The following is a 22,877-nucleotide window of genomic DNA, read 5'->3' as shown; positions in this document are numbered from 1 at the left end:
TAGCACAGCGTATCATAAGGTCTTTAGCCGTATAGTGTTAACGAATGACTTTTTATGTGGGATCGACCAATGAATGAAAAAATTCCTACCAAATTCCTTAAACTCAAACACTTAGTCGACGTTCCTCGCTCAGAATATATGGATGGGCCCTCGCCTAAAGATTTACTTGATGCGGGTAAGCGTAAGTCGTTTTTGAGTATGTTGCGAAAAACGCCAAAGCCCACTGCAGAAGCATTAAGCACACAAGGACCTGTAAAACTAACCTTTAATGCAGCAGCTTGGATGCGTGTACCTGATAGTTCACAGAAAACAGTCTCATTGGTTATTTGCTATAAGGACCGTAGCGGTGAGTATGCTGTGGTGGTAGATGAAGCTGATATCGGCGCTGACTACTCACTGATGCTTTCGGGGTGCGTGACCATTGAGTCGGATGGAACGCCTGAATATATTAAAGCTTGCTGTGCGGGTATAAGTGAAGGGCAATTGACGTTTGTCGATGAGCTTCACGTACAGAAGTTGACGGCGAAAACAGTGACATCTAACACCTTAAAAACGGCATAAACTTCTCTATCGTGTCCAATCGACGATCAGCCTTTATCTGGCTAGGGGTTACGCCCTTTTTTTATTGAGGGTGTAGTCTTCTTGCTTTGATGCATTAAACACCAAACCGCCTGCTACCAACGATACAGGTAACGACTCCCAGTTGAGCCCTGTGATTCTGTTTAATGAATTGAGTGCTTTTTTAGCGTCTTTATCTTTTATATTTATGATGTTGCTGTGTGTCATGCTGAGCCTCCGCAGCGGCTTTCAATATGCTTTAGCTATTTATCGTTAGCGTCTGACTGTTATTGCTTACTTAACTCTATTTGATAAAGCGAATAGCGTGCCAATACAATATTTGCTTATAAAACAGTCGGTTATATTTTTTATTTTAATAAATGAAAGACTGACTGACACATAAGGTCAGTTGCTGACGCGGTCGTCTCTGATGGGGGGGATAAATAATATCCTTGTGATATGACGCATAGTCACGGTTGTTGTTGTGTTGTCTCTTTTTGGCGACATGTTAAGTATTTGAAATATATAATTTAATTTAATCTTCGTATGATTTCTGTTGCTAAAAAGCAACAGAAAGTCGCTGACTGAGTGTGCTCAATTGCTAATCCTGATGCCTGAGTGTTTTTAACTTACTGATACATCAATAAAAACGATAGGGAGGGTACGATTATTGATATAACGGTACGGAATATCAAATCAGAGGTAGTGATCAAAAAGAATTAACGCCCTGTTTTGATGAAAACTGAGAAATTAAAGACTTTCTAGCAGGGACAATAATGATTCGAACGTTAAGGTTGCGGACACTAACGCTTATTGTGTTCGTTTTGGCCGTATTGCTTCACGTGGGGACTGCAGACGCATTGACGTTACCTAAATCGGGTAACGGGTTGCAGTGGGTTGTTCGCACACTAAGTGAAAATATTTTACCAAATCGTAATATGACACCACCTTCTTATGATTTTAAACGGCTTGAAGCTCATCAGTCTGAGCAGCTATCTGATGTATATGCGCGGTGGAATAAACATAATGAACGAAGCGATTTTTTTAGTAGAGGGCTAAACGCGCCAATTGAGCTTGAAGAAGGTTTTTTAATAGACATTGAAGAGACTCATGGCGCGGCTGCAAGAGAGCGGATTGAACGCTGGCAGGCGATGACCTTGTTGAGTGATAAGTTACTGATTGAGCGAAAACTGTCGCTGGTAAATGACTTTTTTAATGAAGCAGAGTTTAAGACGGATATGTCACAGTGGGGCAAGGAAGATTATTGGGCTAGCCCTGTGGAGTTGTTAAGTACGAATGCTGGCGATTGTGAAGATTATTCAATTGCAAAGTATTTTACTTTGTTAGCGATGGGTGTACCGGCTGAAAACCTTCGTATTACTTACGTAAAAGCGGTTAGACTTAATCAGGCTCATATGGTTTTGGCGTATTACGAAGAGCCAAATAAAGAACCGCTTATATTAGATAATATGATTGGCAGGATTTTACCTGCTTCAGAGCGGCCTGACTTGTTACCGGTTTATAGTTTTAACGGTTAATATTTGTTAGCTTACCTGAAAAACTTTTTATTCGTTTCAGGTGATACGTATTGGATAATCACATAGTAGGGTTGGGTGACCGTCATTACCGTCTGGCGGTATGCATAGGCAACCGCCCTCCGATGCCAGAATATCAAGGGTTGCACACCTTAAAGCCTTTGCAAAGCGGTGATATTACTCACATTGTTGAGTCGACGGGCAATCATTGGCGAAAGATATTTAATATTTATGCCAAGCTCATGTTTCTAATTGCTCAACGAGGGCAGCCTACTTGGCAGGCATATCGTGATCATGTGTTGTTGCAGCAGGGGTGCGGTCACACCCTTATTTTCTCTCCTTTAAATACCCTGCCAGCTGCTAGCGATACGATCTTAATCGTATCGGGCAAGTCTTATGCTCAAACGTTAGGCGTGCTTGATACGTCTGTTGATGTGGGTGACGGGTTTTACCTTAATACCGCCAAAAAAATAATCATTGCGCCTTATTTTGATTATCGCCAACTATCTAATCGAAAACTGGATATGTTAATCTCGATAATTAACAGCGAGTTGTAGCTTAGATTTGAGCCACAAGTGCAACGGAACCAACAAAGGCTAATAATAAAATGGATACAAGCATCAAAAAACCGAGTTTACTAATGCTGGCGCTTGAAAATCGAGCGTTTATTGAATTAGGTGCGGGTTTGCTTAATACCCCTTTTTTAAAGCAGAAGACTGTGGGTAAAGGTCGTGCTGTATTGGTTATACCTGGGTTTGGTGCGGGTGATCTGACGACGATTTTGCTGCGACGGTATCTTAATAAGGAAGGGTATAAAGCTTATGGCTGGGGGATGGGCATAAACCAAGGGACATCGCCGGCGATAAAAGAACAACTGTATAACCAGATTAAAGCGCTCCACCAGCAAACCGGGCAAAAGGTTTCGATTATTGGCTGGAGCTTAGGCGGCGTATTTGCGCGAGAGTTAGGCCGCAAGCTAGAAGACGATATCCACTCTGTGATTACTTTGGGAACCCCATTTACTGGGAACCCTTATGGAAATCACTTATTTCAGTTATCGTTGATACTCTCAGGTAAAGCCTTTACTCATAAAGATGCCGAAGCCTTTGATCGACGTGCTGAGCCACCGCCCGTTAAAACCATCGCTATACACAGTCGTTATGATGGCGTTGTATCTTGGCAGTGCTCGTTAGAAAAAGAGACCGACCATACGCGAAATATAGAAGTCGCCACCAGTCACTTTGGTTACCCGTTTAATCCAAAAGTATTTAGTGTCGTGGCGAAGGCGTTAGAGGAATAATCTGTCATGAAGACCTTACGCATTCAACTGCTATTAACCGGTGACGAGTTGATGAGCGGTGATATTATCGATTCAAATTCTGCGTTGATAGCCAAAAAGTTACAGGCAGAAGGGTATTCTGTCAGTCGAAGGGTGACCGTTGGCGATAACGTTGAGCTTTTGAAACAAGAGATTGCTGCGCTATCTTCAATGTCTGACGTATTGATTGTTAATGGTGGTTTAGGTCCGACGATAGATGACCTCACCTCAGAGGTTTTGGCTCAGGTTGTAGTGCAGCCTTTAGAAGAAAACGCTGAAGCCATTGCCCATCTTGAATCGTGGTGCGCCAAACGAAATTTTAAGCTAGATGGTCCGAATCGTAAACAGGCATGGCTTCCTAAAGGCGTGACTATTGTGCCAAATCCGATCGGAAGTGCGGTAGGGTTTTCAATTGATCATAATGACTGTTGGGTAGTTTGTACGCCGGGGGTTCCTTCTGAGCTTGAAAAAATGCTTGATCAAACGATCATCAAAGAAATCAACTACCGATTTCCAGGGCTAGAAAAAACCACGGTGTCTCACTTACCGGTATTTGGTTTAGGGGAATCTAAAATTCAACAGATGGTTATAGATAGCATGCCTGACTGGCCGAAATCCGTTGAGCTTGGATTTCGCGCCTCGATGCCGATTGTAGACGTAAAGCTAACCACTCACACGCTTGAAGGCGAGCAACAACGAGCGAGTTGTATTGCTAGGTTAAAAGCGTTGCTCGGTGCCCATATTATTTCTGAACAGTCCGAGACACTTCAGCAGCGGGTGGTGGGGTTGCTACAGCAGCAAGGAAAAACATTAGCGACGGCGGAGTCGTGCACCGGTGGGCTTATTGCCTCACAAATTACGTCTATTGCGGGGGCATCAGCGGCCTTCGAAATGGGTATCGTGAGTTATTCAAATCGAATAAAAAGCCACCTCTTAGGCGTTGACCCAGAGACCCTTGAGTGTCATGGCGCGGTCAGTCGCGAGGTTGCCTGTCAAATGGTGCAAGGCGCGTTGGTACAAAGTGATTCAGATTACGGTATTGCAGTCTCAGGCGTTGCTGGGCCTGGTGGCGGAACGGACGAGAAACCGGTAGGTACCGTTTGGGTTGCCTGGGGAGATCGCCACAAAATAGAGGCTGAACTATTGTATTTCCCTGGCTCAAGACATTATTTTCAGCAAATGGTCGCAGCGGTAGGGTTAGACCTTGTTCGTCGCCGACTACTGAATATAGATGAGCCCCCTCTTTATTTTAAACAGCGTAAATATAAAGCAAGCACGCTTAAAGGGAAGCGATAAACGTGATCAACTTTTTAATTAATGAGCCCGAACAGTCTGTTAACGCTAATTTGATTTTAGCTCATGGCGCAGGCGCGTTGATGGACAGTGCGTTTATGAATACGGTTGCAGAAAGCATTGCTAAAAAAGGCATTAGGGTATGGCGGTTTGAGTTTCCTTATATGTGTGAGCGAAGAGAAACAGGAAAAAAACGCCCGCCTAACACCCAAAAAGTATTGCTAGAAAGCTGGCGAGAGGCTTTTTGTCAGGTTAAGCATCAGTTGGATGAGCCCCTAAACAGTGAAGGGCACGGTAATCAGGAACCTATTTTTATAGGGGGAAAGTCGATGGGCGGCCGAATGGCTAGCTTGTTAGCTGATGAACTTCAGCCGAGTGGGCTGATTTGCTTAGGGTATCCGTTTCATGCATTGGGCAAGCCTGAAAAACCAAGGACTGAGCATCTAGCAGAGATCGCCACAGCTACGTTGATTCTTCAAGGAACACGAGATCCGATGGGTAATCAAGAGCGGGTAAGCGACTATAAGCTCTCTAATATGATTAATATTATATGGCTAGAAGATGGTGATCATGACTTTAAACCACGGGTAAAGTCGGGACTGACCCATCAGCAGAATATGCAAGTTGCCACTCAGCGTATTAGCGACTTTGTTGCCCTCATATCAAAGGACGTGCGCTAGCCTGAAGAGTGGCGCGAGTGTGTTGCTATATAGCGGTCTAGCGCATTTGCAAATGCTTGTCGGTCTTGTTGATTTAGGGGGGGCGGGCCACCCATTGCTTGACCTGCTCCTCGCATTTCTTCCATAAAGTTTCGCATGGTAAGCCGCTGTTTAATATTTTCTTTAGTGTATTTCTCTCCGCGCGGATTAAGTGCTATCGCGTCTTTAGCAACAATATCTGCGGCAAGCGGAATATCGGCGGTAATCACTAAATCACCCTTAACCACTTCTTGAGCAATATAGTTATCAGCTACATCAAAGCCAGAGGGCACTTGAATAGATTTAATATAAGGTGAAGGCGGTGTACTAATAGGCTGATTTGCCACCAGTGTTAATGGGATTTTAGTGCGTTGAGCTGCTCGGAATAGGATTTCTTTTACTACGTTAGGGCAGGCATCTGCATCGACCCATATTGCCATTTTATTAGCCTTGTATAAACACGAGAGATAAAAGGAAAGGAACAAGCAGAGCAGATAGCTCTACTTGTTAGTGCGCCTGATTTAGTGCACGTGACCGTGATCCAACTCTTCAGGAGTCGGCTCGCGAACAGCTTCAATACTTACGTCAAAGTTAAGTACTTCGCCGGCCAGAGGGTGATTGGCGTCTACTGTGATTTCGTCGTCAGCAACATCTGCAACAATAATCATCTGAACACCGCCGTCTGGGGCTTCTGCTTGAAACTGCATTCCAGGCTGAATATCTTCAACACCTTGGAACATTTCGCGGGGGACAAGTTGAACCATCTCATCATGTCTCTCACCATAGGCATCTTCAGGTTGAATAGTCACTTGTAGACTTTCTCCAACCGATTTACCGAGTAGTGCAGTTTCTAAACCAGGGACAATATTACCTGCGCCATGCAGGTAACTTAGGGGCGCGTCGTCTATTGAGCTATCTATTACATCGCCTTCGTTGTTCGTCAGGGTGTAATGGATGCTTACGACCATATTATCAGCTATTTTCAAAATAATAGACCCTAGATAGCTTCTACGTTTTCAGCTTGTGGGCCTTTTTGGCCTGCGCCTTCAGTAAAGCTAACTTGCTGGCCTTCCTGAAGAGTACGGAAGCCGTCGCTCACGATGCTGCTGAAGTGAACAAACAAGTCAGGTCCGTTCTCACGAGTAATGAAGCCAAAGCCCTTGCTTTCGTTGAACCATTTAACGGTTCCAGTTAATTTCTCAGACATAATTCTTTAATCCTTCGTACTGATGTATATAAATACAATCTAAATAGAGCATCATTAAGCGATGCAGGTTGAGCAAGCGTTACAGTGGACTTACGGGGGTCAGAAGCAAGGTCGAAGCATTACTGTCGTACGATTTACTAATGAGACACGGAGCCAGATGGCGCTCTAAAAACCAGTTTAGTTGTCTTTTTATGCTATATCAACCGAGGGTAGACTGATTATGCGGCCTTAAAATTGCGTGGCACTAAATAAAATCAGTCAAAATATCAGCCTTGAAAGCAAGATTTAAGTTACTAAAGTGTGACCTGTAAACACTTTAAGTCACAATATGACATCTATTTGATCATTTATTAACCTCTTTTAGCCTAAATAACAAGCAAGTTTTGATTATTCAGTGTATAATCTGCACCCTTTTAAAATCTGTTGGCGAATACATGACTCATGTGTGTGCCATCAATCTATAGGTAGCACATCTGATGTCATCATCTGAACTAAGCTTTGATCAACTAGAGCTTGCTGAGCCATTACTGAGAGCAGTAAAAGAAGCGGGTTACGAAGTACCGTCCCCAATTCAAGCAGAGAGTATTCCACACCTTCTTAACGGGCATGATCTTTTAGGTCAAGCTCAAACCGGTACCGGTAAAACAGCAGCCTTCGCGTTGCCGTTATTGTCACGTATCGACCTTTCTCAAAAATCACCACAATTATTGGTGTTGGCACCTACTCGTGAACTTGCGATTCAGGTTGCCGAAGCCTTCCAAACTTACGCACGTTATATGAAAGGTTTTCATGTACTGCCTATCTATGGCGGTTCATCTTACGATGGGCAGTTACGACAGCTAAAGCGCGGCGTTCACGTCGTTGTTGGTACGCCTGGCCGCGTTATGGACCACATGCGTCGCGGCACATTGAAGCTAGATAAACTATCAGCACTTGTACTTGATGAAGCTGATGAAATGTTGCGCATGGGTTTTATTGATGACGTAGAGTGGATATTAGAGCAGACGCCAGCAGAAAGGCAGATTGCGTTATTTTCAGCCACCATGCCATCACAAATCAAGAAAGTAACCGAACGTTACTTGAGAGATCCAAAGCACGTTAAAATTGAAGTAAAAACGTCTACCGCCGATACAATTCGCCAGCGTTATTGGCAGGTTAGTGGCCTTCATAAAATGGATGCCTTAACCCGCATACTTGAAGTCGAGCCGTTTGACGGCATGATTATTTTTGTACGTACAAAAACGGCAACTGTTGAACTGGCTGAAAAGCTAGAAGCGCGTGGTTATTCTGCAGCAGCCCTTAACGGTGATATTTCACAGGCTGTTCGTGAGCGTACCGTTGCACGACTTAAGAACAATAAAATCGATATATTGATAGCCACTGATGTTGCTGCTCGTGGCCTTGATGTAGAGCGTATTAGCCACGTTGTGAACTATGATATTCCTTACGATACAGAGGCTTATGTTCACCGTATTGGTCGTACTGGCCGTGCTGGACGTACCGGTGATGCGATATTGTTTGTTTCTCCGCGTGAAAAGCGCATGTTGTTCTCTATTGAAAAAGCAACAAAGCAAAAAATAGAGAAAATGACGCTGCCAACCACAGAAGATGTGAACGATCAGCGCGTGTCTAAATTTAAGCAAAAAATTACGGATACGTTGGCAGGTGGAAACTTAGAGTTTTTCCAGAAGTTGTTAGAGCAGTATCAAACAGAGCATGATATTCCTGTTATTGAAGTAGCGGCGGCTTTAGCCAAGCTAGTTCAAGGTGATGAACCTCTATTACTGAAGCCTCAGCCTGAGCGTCGTGAGCGCACAGAGCGCAACGAACGCTCTGAGAGAGGAAGCCGAACCGAGCGTGGAGAGCGATCTGAGCGCCCACGAAAGTCAGGCGAGCGTAAAGCAAAGTCTTTAAAAGATAACCCAGATGTTGATATGGAAAGATTCCGTATCGATGTAGGGTATGACCACGGTGTGAAGCCTGGCAATATCGTAGGCGCTATTGCTAATGAAGCGAATATCGAAGCGACCTATATTGGCCATATTCAAATATTTGACTCATTTAGTACCGTAGATTTACCTTCAGGTATGCCAAAAGAGACGATGGATTCACTGAAAAAAGTGTGGGTTTGTCAACAGTCTTTAAATATCGCTCCGTTTGACGGTGAAGAGGGTACATCACGCGGCGGTCGCGGTGCACCAAGAGGCAGAGGCGATCGGGGTAAGCCTGGTGGCGGCGGTTCTCGTAAGCCTAGAAGATCTAATGAGAGTGGAAGCGGAAAGCCTACCTCAAGACCTGCGGATAAAAAGCCTCGCGTAAGAAAACCTAAAGAAGATTAGTTCTATCGCGGCTCTTAATCGCGAAGCAGTTTAATATTGCACAAAAAGGAGCAACCTAACGGTTGCTCCTTTTTTTATGCCTAAGCCCCGGCCAAGGCTAGACGCACGCTTAAGCGCTATGATTACGTACCGTGTTTAATCGCGCCAAAGTGGCTCCTACAAATAGAAATCCACTGTGTACTGATTTTTTGTAGGTGCTGCTCTCAGCCGCGAAGCAGTTTATATGTGCACAAAAAAAGGAGCGACCTTGCGGCTGCTCCTTTTTGGTTTCTGCTATGTATTAGATATTTACTTCTGAGGCTGTGCCAAGGTCGGCGCAAGGTGTAACAAGAAGCCTTTTCCTGCAGAGGTCATCTTATATTTAATTGCTTTTTTACCTTCTTCTATTTTTTCTAAAATGCCTTTTTCGACTAAGAAATCAAGCATTTCGGCATTCACTTCATCAAACTTGGCTCTGGCAGCTATTTCTGCCTGAGTTGCCATGCCTTTTAAAGAGTGCATAGCGAACATGACTACCATTTCTCGTTGTGTTATCTCAGGTAATGGCCCTGAGTAAGCAGGATACTGAAGTGCTGGAAACTTACCGTAAACACTTTTATATGACTCCTGAATCGCTTCTATATCCGCTTCTTTGCTATCGGTTAGCTTGAACGAATGGAAGACACCTGAGACCTTAGTGCGGTAATCGACTTTGGCTAAAAATATAGGTAAATCACATTCTTCAGCAATGTGATAAAAACCAGTCTTCCAGCGGTCTACTTCGCCTCTTGTACCTTCAGGTGTGAACAAGAAAAATATGCGGCTGTTTTTATGGCGCTCAACAAATGTTCTAATTAATTGAACTTGGCCTTGGCCTTTTGAGCTTCGGTCAATAGGGATAGCCCCCATCCATAGCATGATGCGACCAATAACAGGAATGCGGCACCAGCTATCTTTTATAGAAAAATAAATTTTAACATCAAGTAATATCGCAGCACCTAAGGCGTAAACGATATCCCAATTTGATGTATGTGGCGCCGCAATAGTAATACCAGCACCATCTGGGGCAGACCCAGTGGTTTTCCACCCTGATATTTTGAACCATACCGAGTATAAAAATTTAAGAATGTATTTAACGAAAATACCGTCAAATATGGTTTTGTCACGTATCTCTAGTGCTTTCTTGGACATAATTGCTCACCTTAACTGACAAGACCAATGGTATCTTATCTGTAACTAAATTTGGTTTTACCTTCTCTAATTATAGAGAGAATATTTTAATTTGCTGTAACAAATCGTATGGGTATTGCTAATGTGTTGCATTGACTTTCGTCTATTAGAAACACCGCTTAGGGGTACTGAGTTAAATTTAAAGGGACTATTTAAGCCGCATATGTTTTGTTTAGATATTGAAGAATATCAGCAGACTCAAACAATGCGACTTGCGTGTTAGGGTCAACAAGGTAGGGAACCTGTACGTTACCATGAACTTTAAAAAATGCATCTCTTTTGCTATTGGCTAGAGGCTTATAAGGTTTACGGGTAAACCTGAAGTTAGCTGGGCCCATGTCTGATTTTTGCTGCTTACCTAGCGTTACTAGCAAATAAGGCAGTTCAAGCTCACAAAGCAACTCTCTTACAGGTCTTGAAAAGGGGCTGGACTCAAAACTGTATAGGGTCAGTTTTTTTTCTGCACCCTTAGAAGGCTTGGCGAGCATGCCAGCACTAAAACGAATGCCTGTTGCCATAGACGAGGCAAACTGATTCAGTGTATTAGCGATTAACTGTTTAGGAGGACGCTTGCCACGATATTCTTCAAACAAGTAGTTAACAGCAGCTTCTGCACCTTGAATTTTTTGGTGGGTGTTTTCGTCAATTAAAATAGGCACCTCAGAGTAACCGGTTTCTTGTTTTAATTGACCTATTTTTTTTCCACCTTTAGGACAGGGCATTATGACAACATCAAGGTTAAGTTCTGTCAGCGCTTCTCGAACAAATCTGCATCGAGGACACCCTTCACGATCAAATAACATTAATGTTTTGGCGGGGGCTTGGCTCGTTTTACTCGCAGAAGTACCTCTCCATGAGCGAATGCTTGAGGCTAGCGTTGAGGTAATGATGTTGAGGGTGTGCTTCATACGGTGTCCTTTAGATGTTGCCCGGCCTGTATAAGTATTTCAACTCGCCGGGCGTATGCACTTAGCGGCTAATTATTCGTATTTACAAAGGTAGGCTGTATCGATTTCAACTTTAAGATCAAAGCTTTGATTGGCTTCTACAATGAACGTCTCGCCTTCAGAAAACGTCTTCCAGTCACTTTCACCAGGTAGTTTAACGGTTAGAGCGCCGCTGATGACGGTCATATACTCACGTTTTTCGGTTCCAAAGGTGTATTCGCCTGGCACCATAACGCCTACCGTTGCAGGTAAGTCTTTGGTTTTTAAGCCGATTGAAGCAACCTTTCCGTCAAAGTATTGATTTACGTTTAACATGTGTTTATCTCCCGATAACTCGCGTAATAATTTTGATGGGATTATACCGAGCCTTTAGGGTGGCGTCTTCTTTTCGTTACGTTTTGTAAATAATCAACCAAACAGACAAAAAAAAGACTCCTGCGGGGACCGAGGAGTCAAGAGTGTGTGCTTGAAGGGAGCAACAACAATTTGCACAATGATGAAAAAGAGCACAGTGGCGAAATGACATCTACCTCTTTTCGAAACTGTTAAGGCTATAGTAGCTCAGCGCAACTATCTGCAGTGTTTCCAACGCATTAAAGAAAGTTAATTAAGTGTGCCTTTGAGTGCTAATAGTATTTAAGGTATAGAATATTTATTTATATATACTATAAAAATAATATTATATTTATGGCTTGTCGGTCGGATAAAATCCAGTGATCAACTGTATGAAAGAGAAAAAGGATTTAAAATGCATATGAAAAGTGTAGTAGAGAAGCACAATACTCGACGTTACATGCTGGTGTTTCTAGTGGCGTGTTTAGGTATTCTTTCAGCGGCTACCAGCTATGCTGCCGACGAGATAGGGTTTTCAGTGATCAAAACAGCTAGCTCAGCGGGCGCTCAGGAAGCGATGGTAGTGAGTTCTGGTAGTTTGTTTAAACGGCGGCATTTAGCCCAAAATGTGGTGCTCATCAGTCACCCTAAAGGTGATATTCTCATCGATACTGGGCTGGGAGAAAATATTGAAGAGCAGTTCGAAGAGAATGGCTTTTTTGATCAACAACTCTTTAGCTATACCGATCATAACCCTGCTATTAGACAGCTAAAGCAAGCCGGTTATGATCTTTCAAGGTTAAAGTGTATCGTTCCCACGCACCTTCACTGGGATCATGCTAGTGGAATAGAAGACTTTCCTAATGTGCCTTTATGGGTTCAAAAAGCAGAATATGATCAGGCAATGGCAGGTGCTGCACCTGCGTTTCTGCATTCTCAAATGGACGCTGAGACAATAAATTGGCAATTTATAGCGTTAGCTGAAAATGAATATGAAGGCTTTAAGAAAAGTCTCGATATATATGGCGATGGCTCCGTGGTGTTAGTTGATATATCTGGCCATTCGGCGGGCCAGGTGGGTATATTTCTGACGATAAGCTCAGGAAAGCGTTTCTTTTTTATCGGGGATACCACTTGGACAATCAAAGGTGTGATTGATAATGCTGAGCGACCTGCTTTTTTAAGCTGGTTAGTTCAGTTTAATTGGGATGACGACAAAAACTTAACACAAATACAGTCTATCCATGATTTAAGCAATCGAAACCCCGCGCTCACTATTGTGCCTGCTCATGATGAGTTAGTGGCAGCAGAGTTGCCAAAATTCCCCAATTTTCTTTTTTGAAACGGTATATTTTATGGATCTAAAGGCTTTAGGGTATTTTGTTGCCGTGGTAGAAAAAGGCAGTATAACCGCAGCGGCTGAGGCGTGCTTTGTGGCTCAACCTTCTATATCTCATGCCATCAATAAATTAGAAGGTGAGTTGCAGGTGCCGCTATTTACTCGGCAACCGAGAGGCGTGAAAGTAACCGAGGAAGGGCATGTTTTTTACCGAGAAGCTAAAGGCCTTTTAAATCATGCTCGCTCTGTTCAATCACTGTTTAAAAACCGAGCCCAGAACGGGCTATTAACGGTTTCAGTTGCACGGTCGATTGCATTTGCTTATTTGAATGAATTATTAAGCCAACTAAAACGTATTGATAGTTTGTTAGATGTGCGACTGATACATCAAACTGAGCAAGCAGACATTCGTTTGACGGTTGAGCGGGATGCCTCTGTTGATGATGTGTTCATACCGCTTTGGCAAGATCAGTACTGCTTGATTATTCCTGCTGAAAATTCGTTGGCGTATAAGCATCCAATTTCTCTAGATGACTTGGATGGGCAGAGCATTATCGAACGCGTTTACTGTGACCGCAGCGCGGAGTGGACTGAGTTTTTAAGGACAAATGAGATAAGCGTTAATGTTGCAGCATCAGTGGATAATGAAGAGTGGGCGTTATCATTGGTTGAGGCGGGGGTAGGTGTTGCTATAGTGCCATTGCCTCAAACGGCAGATTATTCGCACCGTTTTGTTGTGAAAGCGTTAAGCGAAGTTGTGGGCATGCATTCGATCCGGCGAACTGTCGGCGTTGCAATACCAATAAAGAATTTAGAAAATCCAAGTATTAAAGGTGTCAAGCAGGGGCTTGTTAAAGTATCAATGAGCGAGTAGTGAAAGCGCTGAAATGAAAAGTTTGAGCTAAAAAGATAGAGCTAAAAAAGTGTAAAAGGGGCACAAGGCCCCTTTTACGAATTCTGACACTAATGTCTGCTGGTACGATGTCGGTAAGGACTGAAAGTTCTTAACAAAAAAGCGATCAACAGAACGTCAGACGAGCCTTAAGCTGGAGATACGTTTTCAGCTTGTGGGCCTTTTTGGCCTGTACCTTCAGTGAAAGTAACAGCCTGACCTTCCTGAAGAGTACGGAACCCGTCGGAAGCTATGTTGCTGAAGTGAACAAATAGGTCTGGACCATTGTCACGCTGAATGAAACCAAAACCTTTCGACTCGTTGAACCACTTAACGGTTCCTGATTGCTTTTCTGACATTCTAAATAACCTTGAACTTTACGAACTAATTTATGCTTTCAATTTTTGGAAATACCCAAAAATATCCTGATGAAAATGTCAGCAAGTAATGATTAAAAAACCAATGCTTGTTTAAACTGCCAATTTTCAATATCAAAGTTTAGTCCTTAGATAAAAAATAAACAAATAATTATTCATGATACTTTGGTTTAATAGTGATAAATCAGCTGAAACATAGGTAAATAGGGAAAATCTTGCCTAAATTATTGTTTATCGATCTTCGATTCTCAGTCGTAAGTTCTCGCTTCGCTCTAAAATCCCCTCAATTCGACCTAGTTGTGACTGAGTTTCGGTTGTTTTCATGTGGCGATTGGCTGTGTAATCAAACTCAACGCCGTAGCGTGGCGTCGGGGTATCCTTAAGTTTATTTTTGATGATCCCTTCTATTTTTGTTATTTGAATATCCCCAATTTCCATTTCAAGCGTTATATTCAAGGTGATAGGTTGTTCAGGTTCAAATGCGTACTCAGTTTCAATCGCCATACCACGCTTACTGTAATCGCGGGGTTCTACGTCGACCCATTGACCAAAAAGCCCTTTTTTTATTTTAACTTCGGCTTTTAGCTTTAATGCTGGGTGCCTTCTAAAGCGACGACGTTCACTTTTTAGTTTTGCTGGATTGATGCTGTCATTTGTCATGAAGGTGATTCCTTCTCCTATGTTTAAATAAAAGGTTAGCATTACTTTTTATAAAAGATTAGCACTAACGTTAGATCACTCTTAAACTAACTGTTCGGTTTATAGTTTAATTAGAGGGAGGTGATATGCCTTACAGGGCCTCATGGGGCGTGGTATTTTTACTGGTTTTTGTTTGGTCGGCGATCTCACCTAAAGATTATTACACCTGGTTTTTAGAAGTACTGCCTGCATTAATCGCCATTGTGATAATAGGGGCGAGCTATAAAAAGTTTCCGTTAACCCGACTCTGTAGCGGATTGATATTGGTTCACTGTGTTATTTTGATGGTGGGAGGGCATTACACTTATGCCGAAGTGCCGCTATTTGATTGGCTCTCTGAGTGCTTTGGTGGAACTCGAAATAATTACGACAAAGTGGGGCATTTTGCTCAGGGCTTTGTACCTGCAATCATTGCCAGAGAGATTTTGATACGACAGGAGGTGATTAATAAGCCTGCTTGGTTAGGATTTATCGTTGTATCTATTTGCCTTGCAATCAGTGCTTTTTACGAGCTGATAGAGTGGTGGGTTGCATTGCTCTCTGATGAGGCTGCGGAGTCGTTTTTGGGCACGCAAGGCTTTGTTTGGGATACCCAGTCAGATATGCTATTAGCTTTAATAGGCGCTATATTTGCCGTAGCCTTGCTCAAATCAGTACATGATAAGCAAATAGCCAAGATTTTATAGAAATTGAGTGTCTAGAAAAAATATAATATTTAGAATGATGCATCTGTTTAGCTTGTGGATTGCTGTAGACATTAGAATGATAAAAAGGGATGGATGATGAATCAAATTTGGGACCTTGATGCGGGCTTTCTTGATGATGAGCTACTGACAGAACAAATGAGACTGCTGTCTGGGTTGATTAATGATCAAACTAGCAGAGAAAGACGGTTGCCTGCGCACTGGGTGAGTCATGAAGAGGCACTCGTTGTAAGACTTAATCAACTCATTGCTGAAATGCGCCTGAGGGATATTGCGACGCCTGAGTATCAGAATGTCTATGAGGGTACAGTAATATGGCCTGCTCGTTTGCAAGAGCCGCTAAAAGATCAATTACAAATGTTGTTGAAACGCAACGAAAGGGGGTTGCACGGCCGTATTGCTGTACCCGTAAATGAGCGAGAGGTCTGGGCTATTTACCGCTACTCGATTATGGCTAGAAATCACAGTGCATTTATCAGTATGGGGCAGCAAGTGGCGACTCGTCAGATTGGTTTTGATGATTTACTTCTCGAAGTGGTACATGCAATAAGAGCTGAGCCACACCAACCTGATTTAAAGAATGCCTTGCAACAAATGTGGGGATACGTCTCTGCGCACTCATTTATTCGTCCTAACGAAGTTAACAACGTTGAGCTATTGGCTGAGGTGCAGCTACTGGCCAAACAAAATAATTCAGAGTATCTGCTCAAATCAACCTCTTTAGGTGAGTTAGCATTTTGGTGTTAAGGCTAAATCATAAAGTGAGCGGGCAAGGTGAGCCCATTGTATTGGTTCATGGGCTATTCGGCTCATTAGAAAACCTAGGTATGATTGCTCGCGGTTTATCAGACCAGTATGAAGTTCATGCTATTGATGTGAGAAACCATGGCCGCTCCCCTCATAGTGATGTGCATACTTATGAGGCAATCTCTGGCGATATCATCGGCTACCTTGATAGCTGTGGCATCACTCGCTGTCACTTTTTGGGGCATTCAATGGGGGGGAAGGCTGTCATGCATTTGGCATTAAACTTCCCTGAGCGAGTGAATAAATTGATCGTTGCGGATATTGCACCGGTGAAATATGAGCCACACCATAATGAGATATTCGAAGGGCTGTTATCGCTTCCGTTAACCGAGTTACAGTCAAGAGGTGAGGCAGACCAGTTATTGGCAAAGACGGTTAAGACTACGGCCGTTCGTCAGTTTCTATTAAAAAATCTGGTGAAAAACGGTAACTCAGGGTTCAGTTGGAAAATGAACCTTAAATCCCTTTGTAAGAACTACCAACACATTATGGCAGGGCAGTCTTCAAAGGCACCTTTTGATGGAGAGGTGTTGTTTATAGCCGGAGGGAAGTCCAACTATATACAACGCCAGCATCGTGAGCATGTTTTGCAACTCTTCCCTAATATCGAGATGAAAATAATCCCAGATACGGGTCATTGGCTCCATGCCGAAAAACCAGAATTGTTTGTTAGAATTTGTGAGCGGTTTTTGGACCTTAAAGCGTAAAAAGCGGCTATAGATATAGTGCTAAGCGAAGCGCTCGTATAATCGTAGCCTTGATGTAGCGAAGCGGAATCAGGGGAGGTTCATATGACAGACAAAACCAACGACGAAACCATAGAAAGCTCTAATACTGGTGAAGTAGATACCTCCAAAACCGTTAAAGCCGGTTGTGGTATTCGCTATGATCCAGAGGTATTGGGTGATGACAGCGGTTTTGATTTCTCCGGTGTTGAAAAGTATAAGTCTGCATTACTAGGCCTTGATGAACCTGACGATTAGCTGAGCCTTTAAAGCAACTAAGGTTTAAAGCAACTAAGGTTTAAAGCAATTAAGGTAGGTGGCGTCTATTAAGTTGGCTTGCTTGCCTACTTGCTATTATTAATACACAGATTAGTATGGGTCACAGTGGTTAAGTCACCCAATATGGCGTCGCTTAACACGTAATAAGGGTTATGCGAAAACGGAGAGCGTTATGACTACAAAGGTTTCAAAGTATATGTCGCCTAAAGTGATTTCTGTCACTTCAGGTGTCGGTGTACGTGAAGCGTTCTTTTTAATGCGGGAGAAGGAAATTCGACACCTGCCCGTTGTTGATAATGGAAAACTATTGGGTATTGTTAGTGATAGAGCCCTGAGAAGGCCTGATTGGGTAGATGAAGCGCCTGATATTAGCCATATCTATGATCTAAATGATGATCTCAACGTTGGTGACATCATGATCAAAAACGTTTTTTGTATTCATACCTATGACACCTTGAGCAAGGCTGTTAAATTATTGTTGGAGCATAAAATTGGTGCGGCCCCCGTGCTTGATAAAGATGAGCAGTTAGTAGGCATGTTATCAGCGGTTGATTTGCTTCAGGCGTTAGATGACATCTTTAGCGCCGAAAAACAAATGAAGCGAAAGTAGGCTATGTGTGGTTTTGTGTCAGAAAACTTTACATTAAGCGATGAAGTGTTAAGTAAGCAGGTGGTGCAACAACTATTAATTAAACATATTCTTATTTGTGGCTGTTTATTTGCATAATCTATAGTGGGGATTATATAAAAAACTATTCAAATAAAGGCGCACATGATGAAAAATTTATTCTGGGTACCCTTATTGTTGTTGGCTGCCGCTAACGTATCGGCAATGCCGATTACCTGCGGTGGCGCAGATCGTACTGCGACCTTAGACTCAGCTGAAGAGTGTAAGACGGGGGCGGGGAACACAAAAGGTAACGGTAGTACTATTAACGGCCATTATGGTGGATCTTGGAGTGGTGAAGGTTCATTAGAAGGGAATGGCAGTGATAGCTACTTAACAACAATGCTGACATCAGGCAGTTGGGGTGGAAAGCATGTTGAAGGCACATGGGCTATTGATAATGACTTTTGGAATACGTTTGCAGAAGCGGTGATTTCAATACATGTTGGTAATGGAGGGGGTGATCCAGACCATTTTGCATGGGTTATTACGGCAAACGAAACAAGTGGTACTTGGTCTTATGATAAGCTGCAAGGTGGCGGCGGAGGCTTGTCTAATATGAAACTGTGGGGACGTGGTGAAGCGACTCAGGTTTCTGAACCGGGTACTTTTGCATTGTTATCGCTTGCTCTATTAGGGTTTGCTTTTTCTCGGAAGAAGGCATAATCACCCGAAATAGTTACGACAGCGCGGCATGATAGTCGCAAACCATACCGCGCTGTTGTTATCTGTATCTTCTTATTAGATATTTCTTTAAGACTTAATATTGGCTAAGACTTAGTGTTAGCAAATTGCTTAAGGTAAATATCGGTCAGTTTCCAATGTTCATCGGGGTCTATCGAATAGCTAAATGGGCGTGGATTAGTTTCAGCTTCGATAATCGATTTTATTAACTCATCTGCTTGTACTGGGTTATAAACACGGAATAATAGTTCTCGTGTTTTACGCCAGGTTATTCTAGCTAATGGTATGGCGTTTCCGCCTTCGCGCAAATCTATTTCAAGCTGCTGACAGAAAGGCTCAATCTCTTTTGACTCTTCAGGCAAGGTCAGCCCCTTGTCATCTTCTGTTCGTAACTCCAAAATTAATGAAAGCTGCCAGCTAAAGAGTTGGCGTTGATCGTTTTCGAGCGTTGCTAGAGTTGTATTTACCGCAGCATACACTTGCGCACCCTCATCCTCTCGTTGTATGAGGGTATAAGATGGCTCTGGTACGACAAATTTAGTGTTGGTCACGTGTATTCTCTCTATCGTTCTTTGCAGCATGAAGCATTTTACGATGATTAAGCTTGTAATACCTAAGCCTATAATATCGTTAAAAACCTCACCTCGGTTTGAATGTCGGGTTAATATTTGATTATACCGGATCATAGGGTATTGTAAGAAATGATAGATTTAAAGTGTTGAATTGGGCTGCGGGCCGGTCATGAAAACAGAATTTAAGCGCTTGAGTAAAAAAACAAAGCTGTTGCTGAATCACTCAGAGGGTTTCGATGTTGATTTTAAACGTGATTTGGAAGGGGTAAAACTTAAAACGTTGATTGCGTTTGCTAACTCTCGGTCTGGAGGCACGGTGCTGGTGGGGGTTGAAGAGTACACCTCTGATGAAGGCTTGCAGAGAGGGCGAATTGTTGGCTGTGATGTTAGCGATAAAGCGCGCCTACAGATTCAAAATAAAGCACTGAGCTGCGTCCCTCCGATTATGATCCAGTTATATAGTGAAAACCTAAATAAACGACCCATTCTTCGAATTGATATCCCTTCAGGTTCGCAAAAACCTTATTGTAGCCCATCGGGTGAATATAGCCTGCGTGCCGATGGCCGTAATCGAGCACTGCAACCGGGCGATATGTTGCAATTGTTTATGGAACGAGAAAGTGATCAGTTTTTGCAACGCTTTAAGTATGCCGTCAGTAAGTTAGAACAGCAGGTGGCGGTGATGGATAGCGAATTGCGCACCGGGGTTGATCAGATGATCGATGACATTACCCGGCTAGACAAAGATACCGCTCATATACTAAATGAACTTTATCGACGTTTTATGGATCTTAAACTGGAGACTGAGTCGTCGAAGCGCCATGACCACCAAGTAGAACGAAAAATACAACGGCTTAAACATGGTCTAGACCATAAGTATCGAGAATTGGCAGGGCGAATGGATAATATTAACTTAAAGGTAGATGCGTTATTAAACCATTTGCAGGTAGAAGACCCCATTTGTCATCGTGTACGAGAGCAAGTGCTTGAAATGGCATTGATGATCGAAGAGAAAGATAATCCAGACCTGCTCGCTGATTTTGCTGACATTATTGTGCGCATCTACCCAGATATCGAACCTGAAAAGCTAATGGGGTGGGTTAATGACGCGTTGGGTATTGTGTCGAGTAATGAAATACCCCATTGAACTAAGTAACGTGGCTTTTGGTGGCGTCTTCAAAGTTAACCTATAATGAAGATAGTCTGTGCGTGAACATTCATGAAATAGGCGTTAAATATGGCTGGTGGTTGGGCTCGTGATGGTGCAGTACAAGATCAAATCGATGCGAATGTCGAAGACGCAGTAACGCAGGCAAGGCGTAATATTCAATCCGGTGAGAGTGCTAAGTTTTGCGAAGAATGCGGCAAGGCTATCCCTGAGGCTAGGCGAAAAGCGGTCTCTGGTGTTCAGCTGTGTGTTTCCTGTCAATCGAGCGCTGAAGGTAAAGAACCCTCTAGCGGGGGTATTAATCGTCGTGGCAGTAAGGACAGCCAACTCAGGTAATCCAGCTAACCCTGTTGTCTATTAACAATGTATTAAAAGACAACAGGCACACTACTTTGGTGCGATTTTTGTGACTATACATAATAGCTAAAGGTTTATTTCTTTGGGATCTCCGAACTGATCTCGCCTTCGCCTGTTGATTGTAATATTTCAACAACATCAGAGGCATGTTCAGGGGCTTGTTCAACAATGGTGGCTGCAATGTCTGTTGCTTGCTCTGGCTGATTCTCTACGACATGCTCCATATAGTTGCTGATCGCTTCCCCGAGCTCCTGTTGCTGTTCCTCCTCAGGGGCTTCATCCTGTTGATCTATCAAGTTGCTTATATAGGTTTCTGCCACCATCTCAGACGCTTCAGGCATGGCTTCTGACGCCTTGTGTGCTAGCTCATTATGCTGCTCTGTGGCAGATTCAATGATGTGACTAAACACTTCAGCCGCCGCTTGCTGAGGGTCTTCGGCCGCTAGGTCAGCAGGGCGCATTTGAGATGCTTCTTCATGAACTTGTTGGAAATACTCTTCTGTTAATTCCAATAACTCTTCACTTTGATCGTCACCAATATTATCGACTGCCGTTTGAATGGCGGCACTACCAAAGTTAGGTAATGAATTCGCAATAGCTAACAATATTGCATTACGGTTGTCGTTATCCCCTTGCATAATAAATTCAACCAGTTGCTCCATTTGCTCAGGGTGTGCTGAAACCAGTGTATCGGCGATATCGGCACTTAATTCAGGTGCTTGTTCGATGATGGCCTTATAAATTTGGGTAATGCCAATACTCTCTTGCTCAGAAAGTGCAGCGGCTATCGCCTGTGCTTGGTCGTGATCATTTTTAACAAACATTTGGGCTAACTTAACGGCGGCTTGCGGGTTGTCTAGCGCTAGCTGAATCACAGAATCTACCATAGGAGAGGTTTCTGTGCTTGAGTCTTCGTACACGGTTCGAGGGTCCAAATGGGGCACTACAGAGTTTGGTGAGGTCATAACAAAGCTTTCTTGCTGCTCCAACGGTAGGCTTTCTCGTGCCTTTATTCGGTAGAACACAAACCCTAACAGCAGAACTTCAAGAGAGGACAACGTAATAAACAGACCTTGAGGCCCTGAATATTCCATCATTAACGAGCCCGAGTATGGGCCGAAAATACTGCCGATGGCATAGAAACCAAGCAATGAACTCATTGCCCCCACCATTTGGCTTTGTGGGACTTTATCAAATGTTTCAGAAATGCCTAGAGGGTAAAGACAAAGCACAAGCCCACTCATGACACCAATGATGATATAGGCTGGAATTAATAAGCCGAGCTGGAAGATTAGGGGAAACGTCACACTTAGCCCAACGATAATTGCCACCATGGTAAATATCAGATGACGGCGGTCGTAACGATCGGATAAATAGCCTATCGGTAATTGCATAATAACCGCCCCAGCAATGGCCGAAGCCATCAAAATAGATAGCTCTAAGTCCACCACCCCATAAGCTGCCGCGTAAAGGGGGAGCAAGTTGATCAGGGCGGCATAAATCAAACCACAGGCTAAGCAGCACACGGCGCCTAACGGTGAAATCTTGAATGTTTGGCGGAGCGGCAAGCTTTCAAACTCTTCCATTGCCGGGCCATGTATTCTGCCGACCACCAGTGGACTGATAGAAATAGAGAATAAGATTCCCGCGAAAATAAATAAGGTGGTGGTACTCGGAGGGGAAAGCAGGATAAAAAACTGACTGATGGCGATAGCGCTAAAAACAACCACTTGGTTGAACGCTAAAACTTGCCCGCGGTTACTCTTACTCGTCGTTTGACTTAACCAGCCATCGAACGTGGCAATCGCAATGGCGACCGCAAACCCCATTAAACAGCGCATCGCTCCCCAGACCCATAAGTCCATCGTTAATGCGCAAATGAGAATGGCAAAAGACATCAAACTGCCACAAAGCGCAAAGGTTCGAATGTGCCCAACTTTATGGATAACTTGCTTTGAATAATTTGCGCCAAGGAGGTAACCAATAGCGTAAACAGATAGAATTAAACCGATTGTATCGGTACTAATCGCTTCTACCGATAAGCGCATGGGGATTAATAGACCCACTAAACCGTTGCCAGCCATGAAAATAAAACAGCTTAAAAAAAGCTGCGTTAACGGTTTAATGGTATGAACCACTCCGACTCCTTATCCCAATGTTGAATAATGAC

At 43.3% G+C, this 22,877-nt stretch carries 28 protein-coding genes; 17 read left to right on the top strand and 11 right to left on the bottom strand.

Annotated elements, in window-relative coordinates; genetic code table 11:
- Positions 1 to 69: 69 nt before the first annotated feature.
- Positions 70 to 561, top strand: a complete 492-nt coding sequence (locus NKI27_RS18480; protein WP_265047484.1) for a hypothetical protein — start codon at positions 70 to 72, stop codon at positions 559 to 561.
- A 48-nt stretch (positions 562 to 609) separates the two neighbouring features.
- Here the strand turns inward: NKI27_RS18480 and NKI27_RS18475 are convergent, their stop codons facing one another.
- Positions 610 to 786 carry a hypothetical protein gene (locus tag NKI27_RS18475; RefSeq protein ID WP_265047483.1) on the bottom strand — a complete coding sequence of 59 codons (177 nt, stop codon included), beginning with the start codon at positions 784 to 786 and terminating at the stop codon, positions 610 to 612.
- A 548-nt stretch (positions 787 to 1,334) separates the two neighbouring features.
- Here NKI27_RS18475 and NKI27_RS18470 point away from each other — a divergent pair.
- The 5 genes from NKI27_RS18470 to NKI27_RS18450 are packed head-to-tail and all read left to right on the top strand — an operon-like array spanning position 1,335 to position 5,384.
- Positions 1,335 to 2,096: a transglutaminase-like cysteine peptidase gene (locus NKI27_RS18470; protein ID WP_265047482.1), complete on the top strand. Its 762-nt coding sequence runs from the start codon at positions 1,335 to 1,337 to the stop codon at positions 2,094 to 2,096.
- Between the two features lie 50 nt (positions 2,097 to 2,146).
- Positions 2,147 to 2,650, top strand: a complete 504-nt coding sequence (locus NKI27_RS18465; protein ID WP_265047481.1) for a DUF6942 family protein — start codon at positions 2,147 to 2,149, stop codon at positions 2,648 to 2,650.
- A 50-nt stretch (positions 2,651 to 2,700) separates the two neighbouring features.
- The gene (locus tag NKI27_RS18460; RefSeq protein WP_265047480.1) at positions 2,701 to 3,393 is read left to right on the top strand and encodes an esterase/lipase family protein; all 693 of its coding nucleotides are present in this window, start codon (positions 2,701 to 2,703) and stop codon (positions 3,391 to 3,393) included.
- Positions 3,394 to 3,399: 6 nt separating this feature from the next.
- On the top strand, positions 3,400 to 4,707 hold the full coding sequence (locus NKI27_RS18455) for a CinA family nicotinamide mononucleotide deamidase-related protein (RefSeq protein WP_265047479.1): 1,308 nt from the start codon (positions 3,400 to 3,402) through the stop codon (positions 4,705 to 4,707).
- Positions 4,708 to 4,709: 2 nt separating this feature from the next.
- Positions 4,710 to 5,384, top strand: a complete 675-nt coding sequence (locus NKI27_RS18450) for an alpha/beta family hydrolase (RefSeq protein WP_265047478.1) — start codon at positions 4,710 to 4,712, stop codon at positions 5,382 to 5,384.
- Here NKI27_RS18450 and NKI27_RS18445 read toward each other — a convergent pair.
- The 3 genes from NKI27_RS18445 to NKI27_RS18435 form a co-directional block, all read right to left on the bottom strand.
- A complete protein-coding gene (locus NKI27_RS18445) occupies positions 5,381 to 5,842 on the bottom strand; it encodes a YaiI/YqxD family protein (RefSeq protein WP_265047477.1) in 462 nt (153 codons plus the stop codon). The genes NKI27_RS18450 and NKI27_RS18445 overlap by 4 nt on opposite strands.
- A gap of 81 nt (positions 5,843 to 5,923) precedes the next feature.
- Positions 5,924 to 6,388, bottom strand: coding sequence for an FKBP-type peptidyl-prolyl cis-trans isomerase (locus tag NKI27_RS18440; protein WP_320109438.1), 465 nt, complete (start codon positions 6,386 to 6,388; stop codon positions 5,924 to 5,926).
- 11 nt (positions 6,389 to 6,399) lie between these two features.
- Positions 6,400 to 6,609: a cold-shock protein gene (locus NKI27_RS18435; RefSeq protein WP_265047476.1), complete on the bottom strand. Its 210-nt coding sequence runs from the start codon at positions 6,607 to 6,609 to the stop codon at positions 6,400 to 6,402.
- Positions 6,610 to 7,085: 476 nt separating this feature from the next.
- Here NKI27_RS18435 and NKI27_RS18430 point away from each other — a divergent pair, with 476 nt between their 5' ends.
- Complete coding sequence (locus tag NKI27_RS18430; protein ID WP_265047475.1) at positions 7,086 to 8,948, top strand: DEAD/DEAH box helicase; 1,863 nt, start codon at positions 7,086 to 7,088, stop codon at positions 8,946 to 8,948.
- 288 nt (positions 8,949 to 9,236) lie between these two features.
- Here NKI27_RS18430 and NKI27_RS18425 read toward each other — a convergent pair whose 3' ends face one another.
- The 3 genes from NKI27_RS18425 to ppnP all read right to left on the bottom strand — a co-directional run bounded on the left by NKI27_RS18425 (position 9,237) and on the right by ppnP (position 11,419).
- Positions 9,237 to 10,118, bottom strand: coding sequence for a 1-acyl-sn-glycerol-3-phosphate acyltransferase (locus tag NKI27_RS18425; RefSeq protein ID WP_265047474.1), 882 nt, complete (start codon positions 10,116 to 10,118; stop codon positions 9,237 to 9,239).
- Between the two features lie 191 nt (positions 10,119 to 10,309).
- A complete protein-coding gene (locus NKI27_RS18420) occupies positions 10,310 to 11,065 on the bottom strand; it encodes a glutathione S-transferase N-terminal domain-containing protein (protein WP_265047473.1) in 756 nt (251 codons plus the stop codon).
- Positions 11,066 to 11,137: 72 nt separating this feature from the next.
- Positions 11,138 to 11,419 carry a pyrimidine/purine nucleoside phosphorylase gene (ppnP, locus tag NKI27_RS18415; protein ID WP_265047472.1) on the bottom strand — a complete coding sequence of 94 codons (282 nt, stop codon included), beginning with the start codon at positions 11,417 to 11,419 and terminating at the stop codon, positions 11,138 to 11,140.
- A gap of 439 nt (positions 11,420 to 11,858) precedes the next feature.
- On the opposite strand from ppnP, the gene NKI27_RS18410 reads away from it, so the two are divergent.
- Entirely contained in the window at positions 11,859 to 12,779 is a 921-nt protein-coding gene (locus NKI27_RS18410; RefSeq protein WP_265047471.1) for an MBL fold metallo-hydrolase, read from the top strand.
- A 13-nt stretch (positions 12,780 to 12,792) separates the two neighbouring features.
- Positions 12,793 to 13,650, top strand: a complete 858-nt coding sequence (locus NKI27_RS18405; RefSeq protein WP_265047470.1) for a LysR family transcriptional regulator — start codon at positions 12,793 to 12,795, stop codon at positions 13,648 to 13,650.
- Positions 13,651 to 13,817: 167 nt separating this feature from the next.
- Here NKI27_RS18405 and NKI27_RS18400 read toward each other — a convergent pair whose 3' ends face one another.
- Both NKI27_RS18400 and NKI27_RS18395 read right to left on the bottom strand, forming a co-directional pair.
- Positions 13,818 to 14,027 carry a cold-shock protein gene (locus NKI27_RS18400; protein WP_265047469.1) on the bottom strand — a complete coding sequence of 70 codons (210 nt, stop codon included), beginning with the start codon at positions 14,025 to 14,027 and terminating at the stop codon, positions 13,818 to 13,820.
- 249 nt (positions 14,028 to 14,276) lie between these two features.
- Complete coding sequence (locus NKI27_RS18395) at positions 14,277 to 14,705, bottom strand: PilZ domain-containing protein (protein ID WP_265047468.1); 429 nt, start codon at positions 14,703 to 14,705, stop codon at positions 14,277 to 14,279.
- A 125-nt stretch (positions 14,706 to 14,830) separates the two neighbouring features.
- Here NKI27_RS18395 and NKI27_RS18390 point away from each other — a divergent pair, with 125 nt between their 5' ends.
- From NKI27_RS18390 to NKI27_RS18365, 6 genes are all read left to right on the top strand, one after another.
- Positions 14,831 to 15,430, top strand: coding sequence for a DUF2238 domain-containing protein (locus tag NKI27_RS18390; RefSeq protein ID WP_265047467.1), 600 nt, complete (start codon positions 14,831 to 14,833; stop codon positions 15,428 to 15,430).
- A gap of 93 nt (positions 15,431 to 15,523) precedes the next feature.
- On the top strand, positions 15,524 to 16,195 hold the full coding sequence (locus tag NKI27_RS18385) for a hypothetical protein (protein WP_265047466.1): 672 nt from the start codon (positions 15,524 to 15,526) through the stop codon (positions 16,193 to 16,195).
- A 14-nt stretch (positions 16,196 to 16,209) separates the two neighbouring features.
- The gene (locus NKI27_RS18380) at positions 16,210 to 16,962 is read left to right on the top strand and encodes an alpha/beta fold hydrolase (protein ID WP_265047465.1); all 753 of its coding nucleotides are present in this window, start codon (positions 16,210 to 16,212) and stop codon (positions 16,960 to 16,962) included.
- Positions 16,963 to 17,046: 84 nt separating this feature from the next.
- Positions 17,047 to 17,238 carry a hypothetical protein gene (locus tag NKI27_RS18375; protein WP_265047464.1) on the top strand — a complete coding sequence of 64 codons (192 nt, stop codon included), beginning with the start codon at positions 17,047 to 17,049 and terminating at the stop codon, positions 17,236 to 17,238.
- Between the two features lie 193 nt (positions 17,239 to 17,431).
- Positions 17,432 to 17,869: a CBS domain-containing protein gene (locus tag NKI27_RS18370; protein WP_265047463.1), complete on the top strand. Its 438-nt coding sequence runs from the start codon at positions 17,432 to 17,434 to the stop codon at positions 17,867 to 17,869.
- 162 nt (positions 17,870 to 18,031) lie between these two features.
- Complete coding sequence (locus tag NKI27_RS18365) at positions 18,032 to 18,592, top strand: PEP-CTERM sorting domain-containing protein (RefSeq protein ID WP_265047462.1); 561 nt, start codon at positions 18,032 to 18,034, stop codon at positions 18,590 to 18,592.
- Between the two features lie 104 nt (positions 18,593 to 18,696).
- Here the strand turns inward: NKI27_RS18365 and NKI27_RS18360 are convergent, their stop codons facing one another.
- Complete coding sequence (locus tag NKI27_RS18360) at positions 18,697 to 19,161, bottom strand: DUF695 domain-containing protein (RefSeq protein ID WP_265047461.1); 465 nt, start codon at positions 19,159 to 19,161, stop codon at positions 18,697 to 18,699.
- A 190-nt stretch (positions 19,162 to 19,351) separates the two neighbouring features.
- Between NKI27_RS18360 and NKI27_RS18355 the strand changes: the two genes are divergently transcribed.
- Together NKI27_RS18355 and NKI27_RS18350 are read left to right on the top strand one after the other, a co-directional pair.
- Positions 19,352 to 20,329, top strand: coding sequence for an AlbA family DNA-binding domain-containing protein (locus NKI27_RS18355; RefSeq protein WP_265047460.1), 978 nt, complete (start codon positions 19,352 to 19,354; stop codon positions 20,327 to 20,329).
- Between the two features lie 90 nt (positions 20,330 to 20,419).
- Positions 20,420 to 20,686 (top strand): DksA/TraR family C4-type zinc finger protein, encoded by a 267-nt coding sequence (locus NKI27_RS18350; RefSeq protein WP_265047459.1) that lies wholly within the window; start codon positions 20,420 to 20,422, stop codon positions 20,684 to 20,686.
- 95 nt (positions 20,687 to 20,781) lie between these two features.
- Here NKI27_RS18350 and NKI27_RS18345 read toward each other — a convergent pair whose 3' ends face one another.
- Entirely contained in the window at positions 20,782 to 22,845 is a 2,064-nt protein-coding gene (locus NKI27_RS18345; RefSeq protein ID WP_265047458.1) for an MFS transporter, read from the bottom strand.
- Positions 22,846 to 22,877: the final 32 nt, after the last annotated feature.

It is taken from the genome of Alkalimarinus alittae, from assembly GCF_026016465.1.
In the GTDB taxonomy this organism is placed as follows: domain Bacteria; phylum Pseudomonadota; class Gammaproteobacteria; order Pseudomonadales; family Oleiphilaceae; genus Alkalimarinus; species Alkalimarinus alittae.
This window is presented reverse-complemented; position numbering and strand designations above follow the sequence as displayed.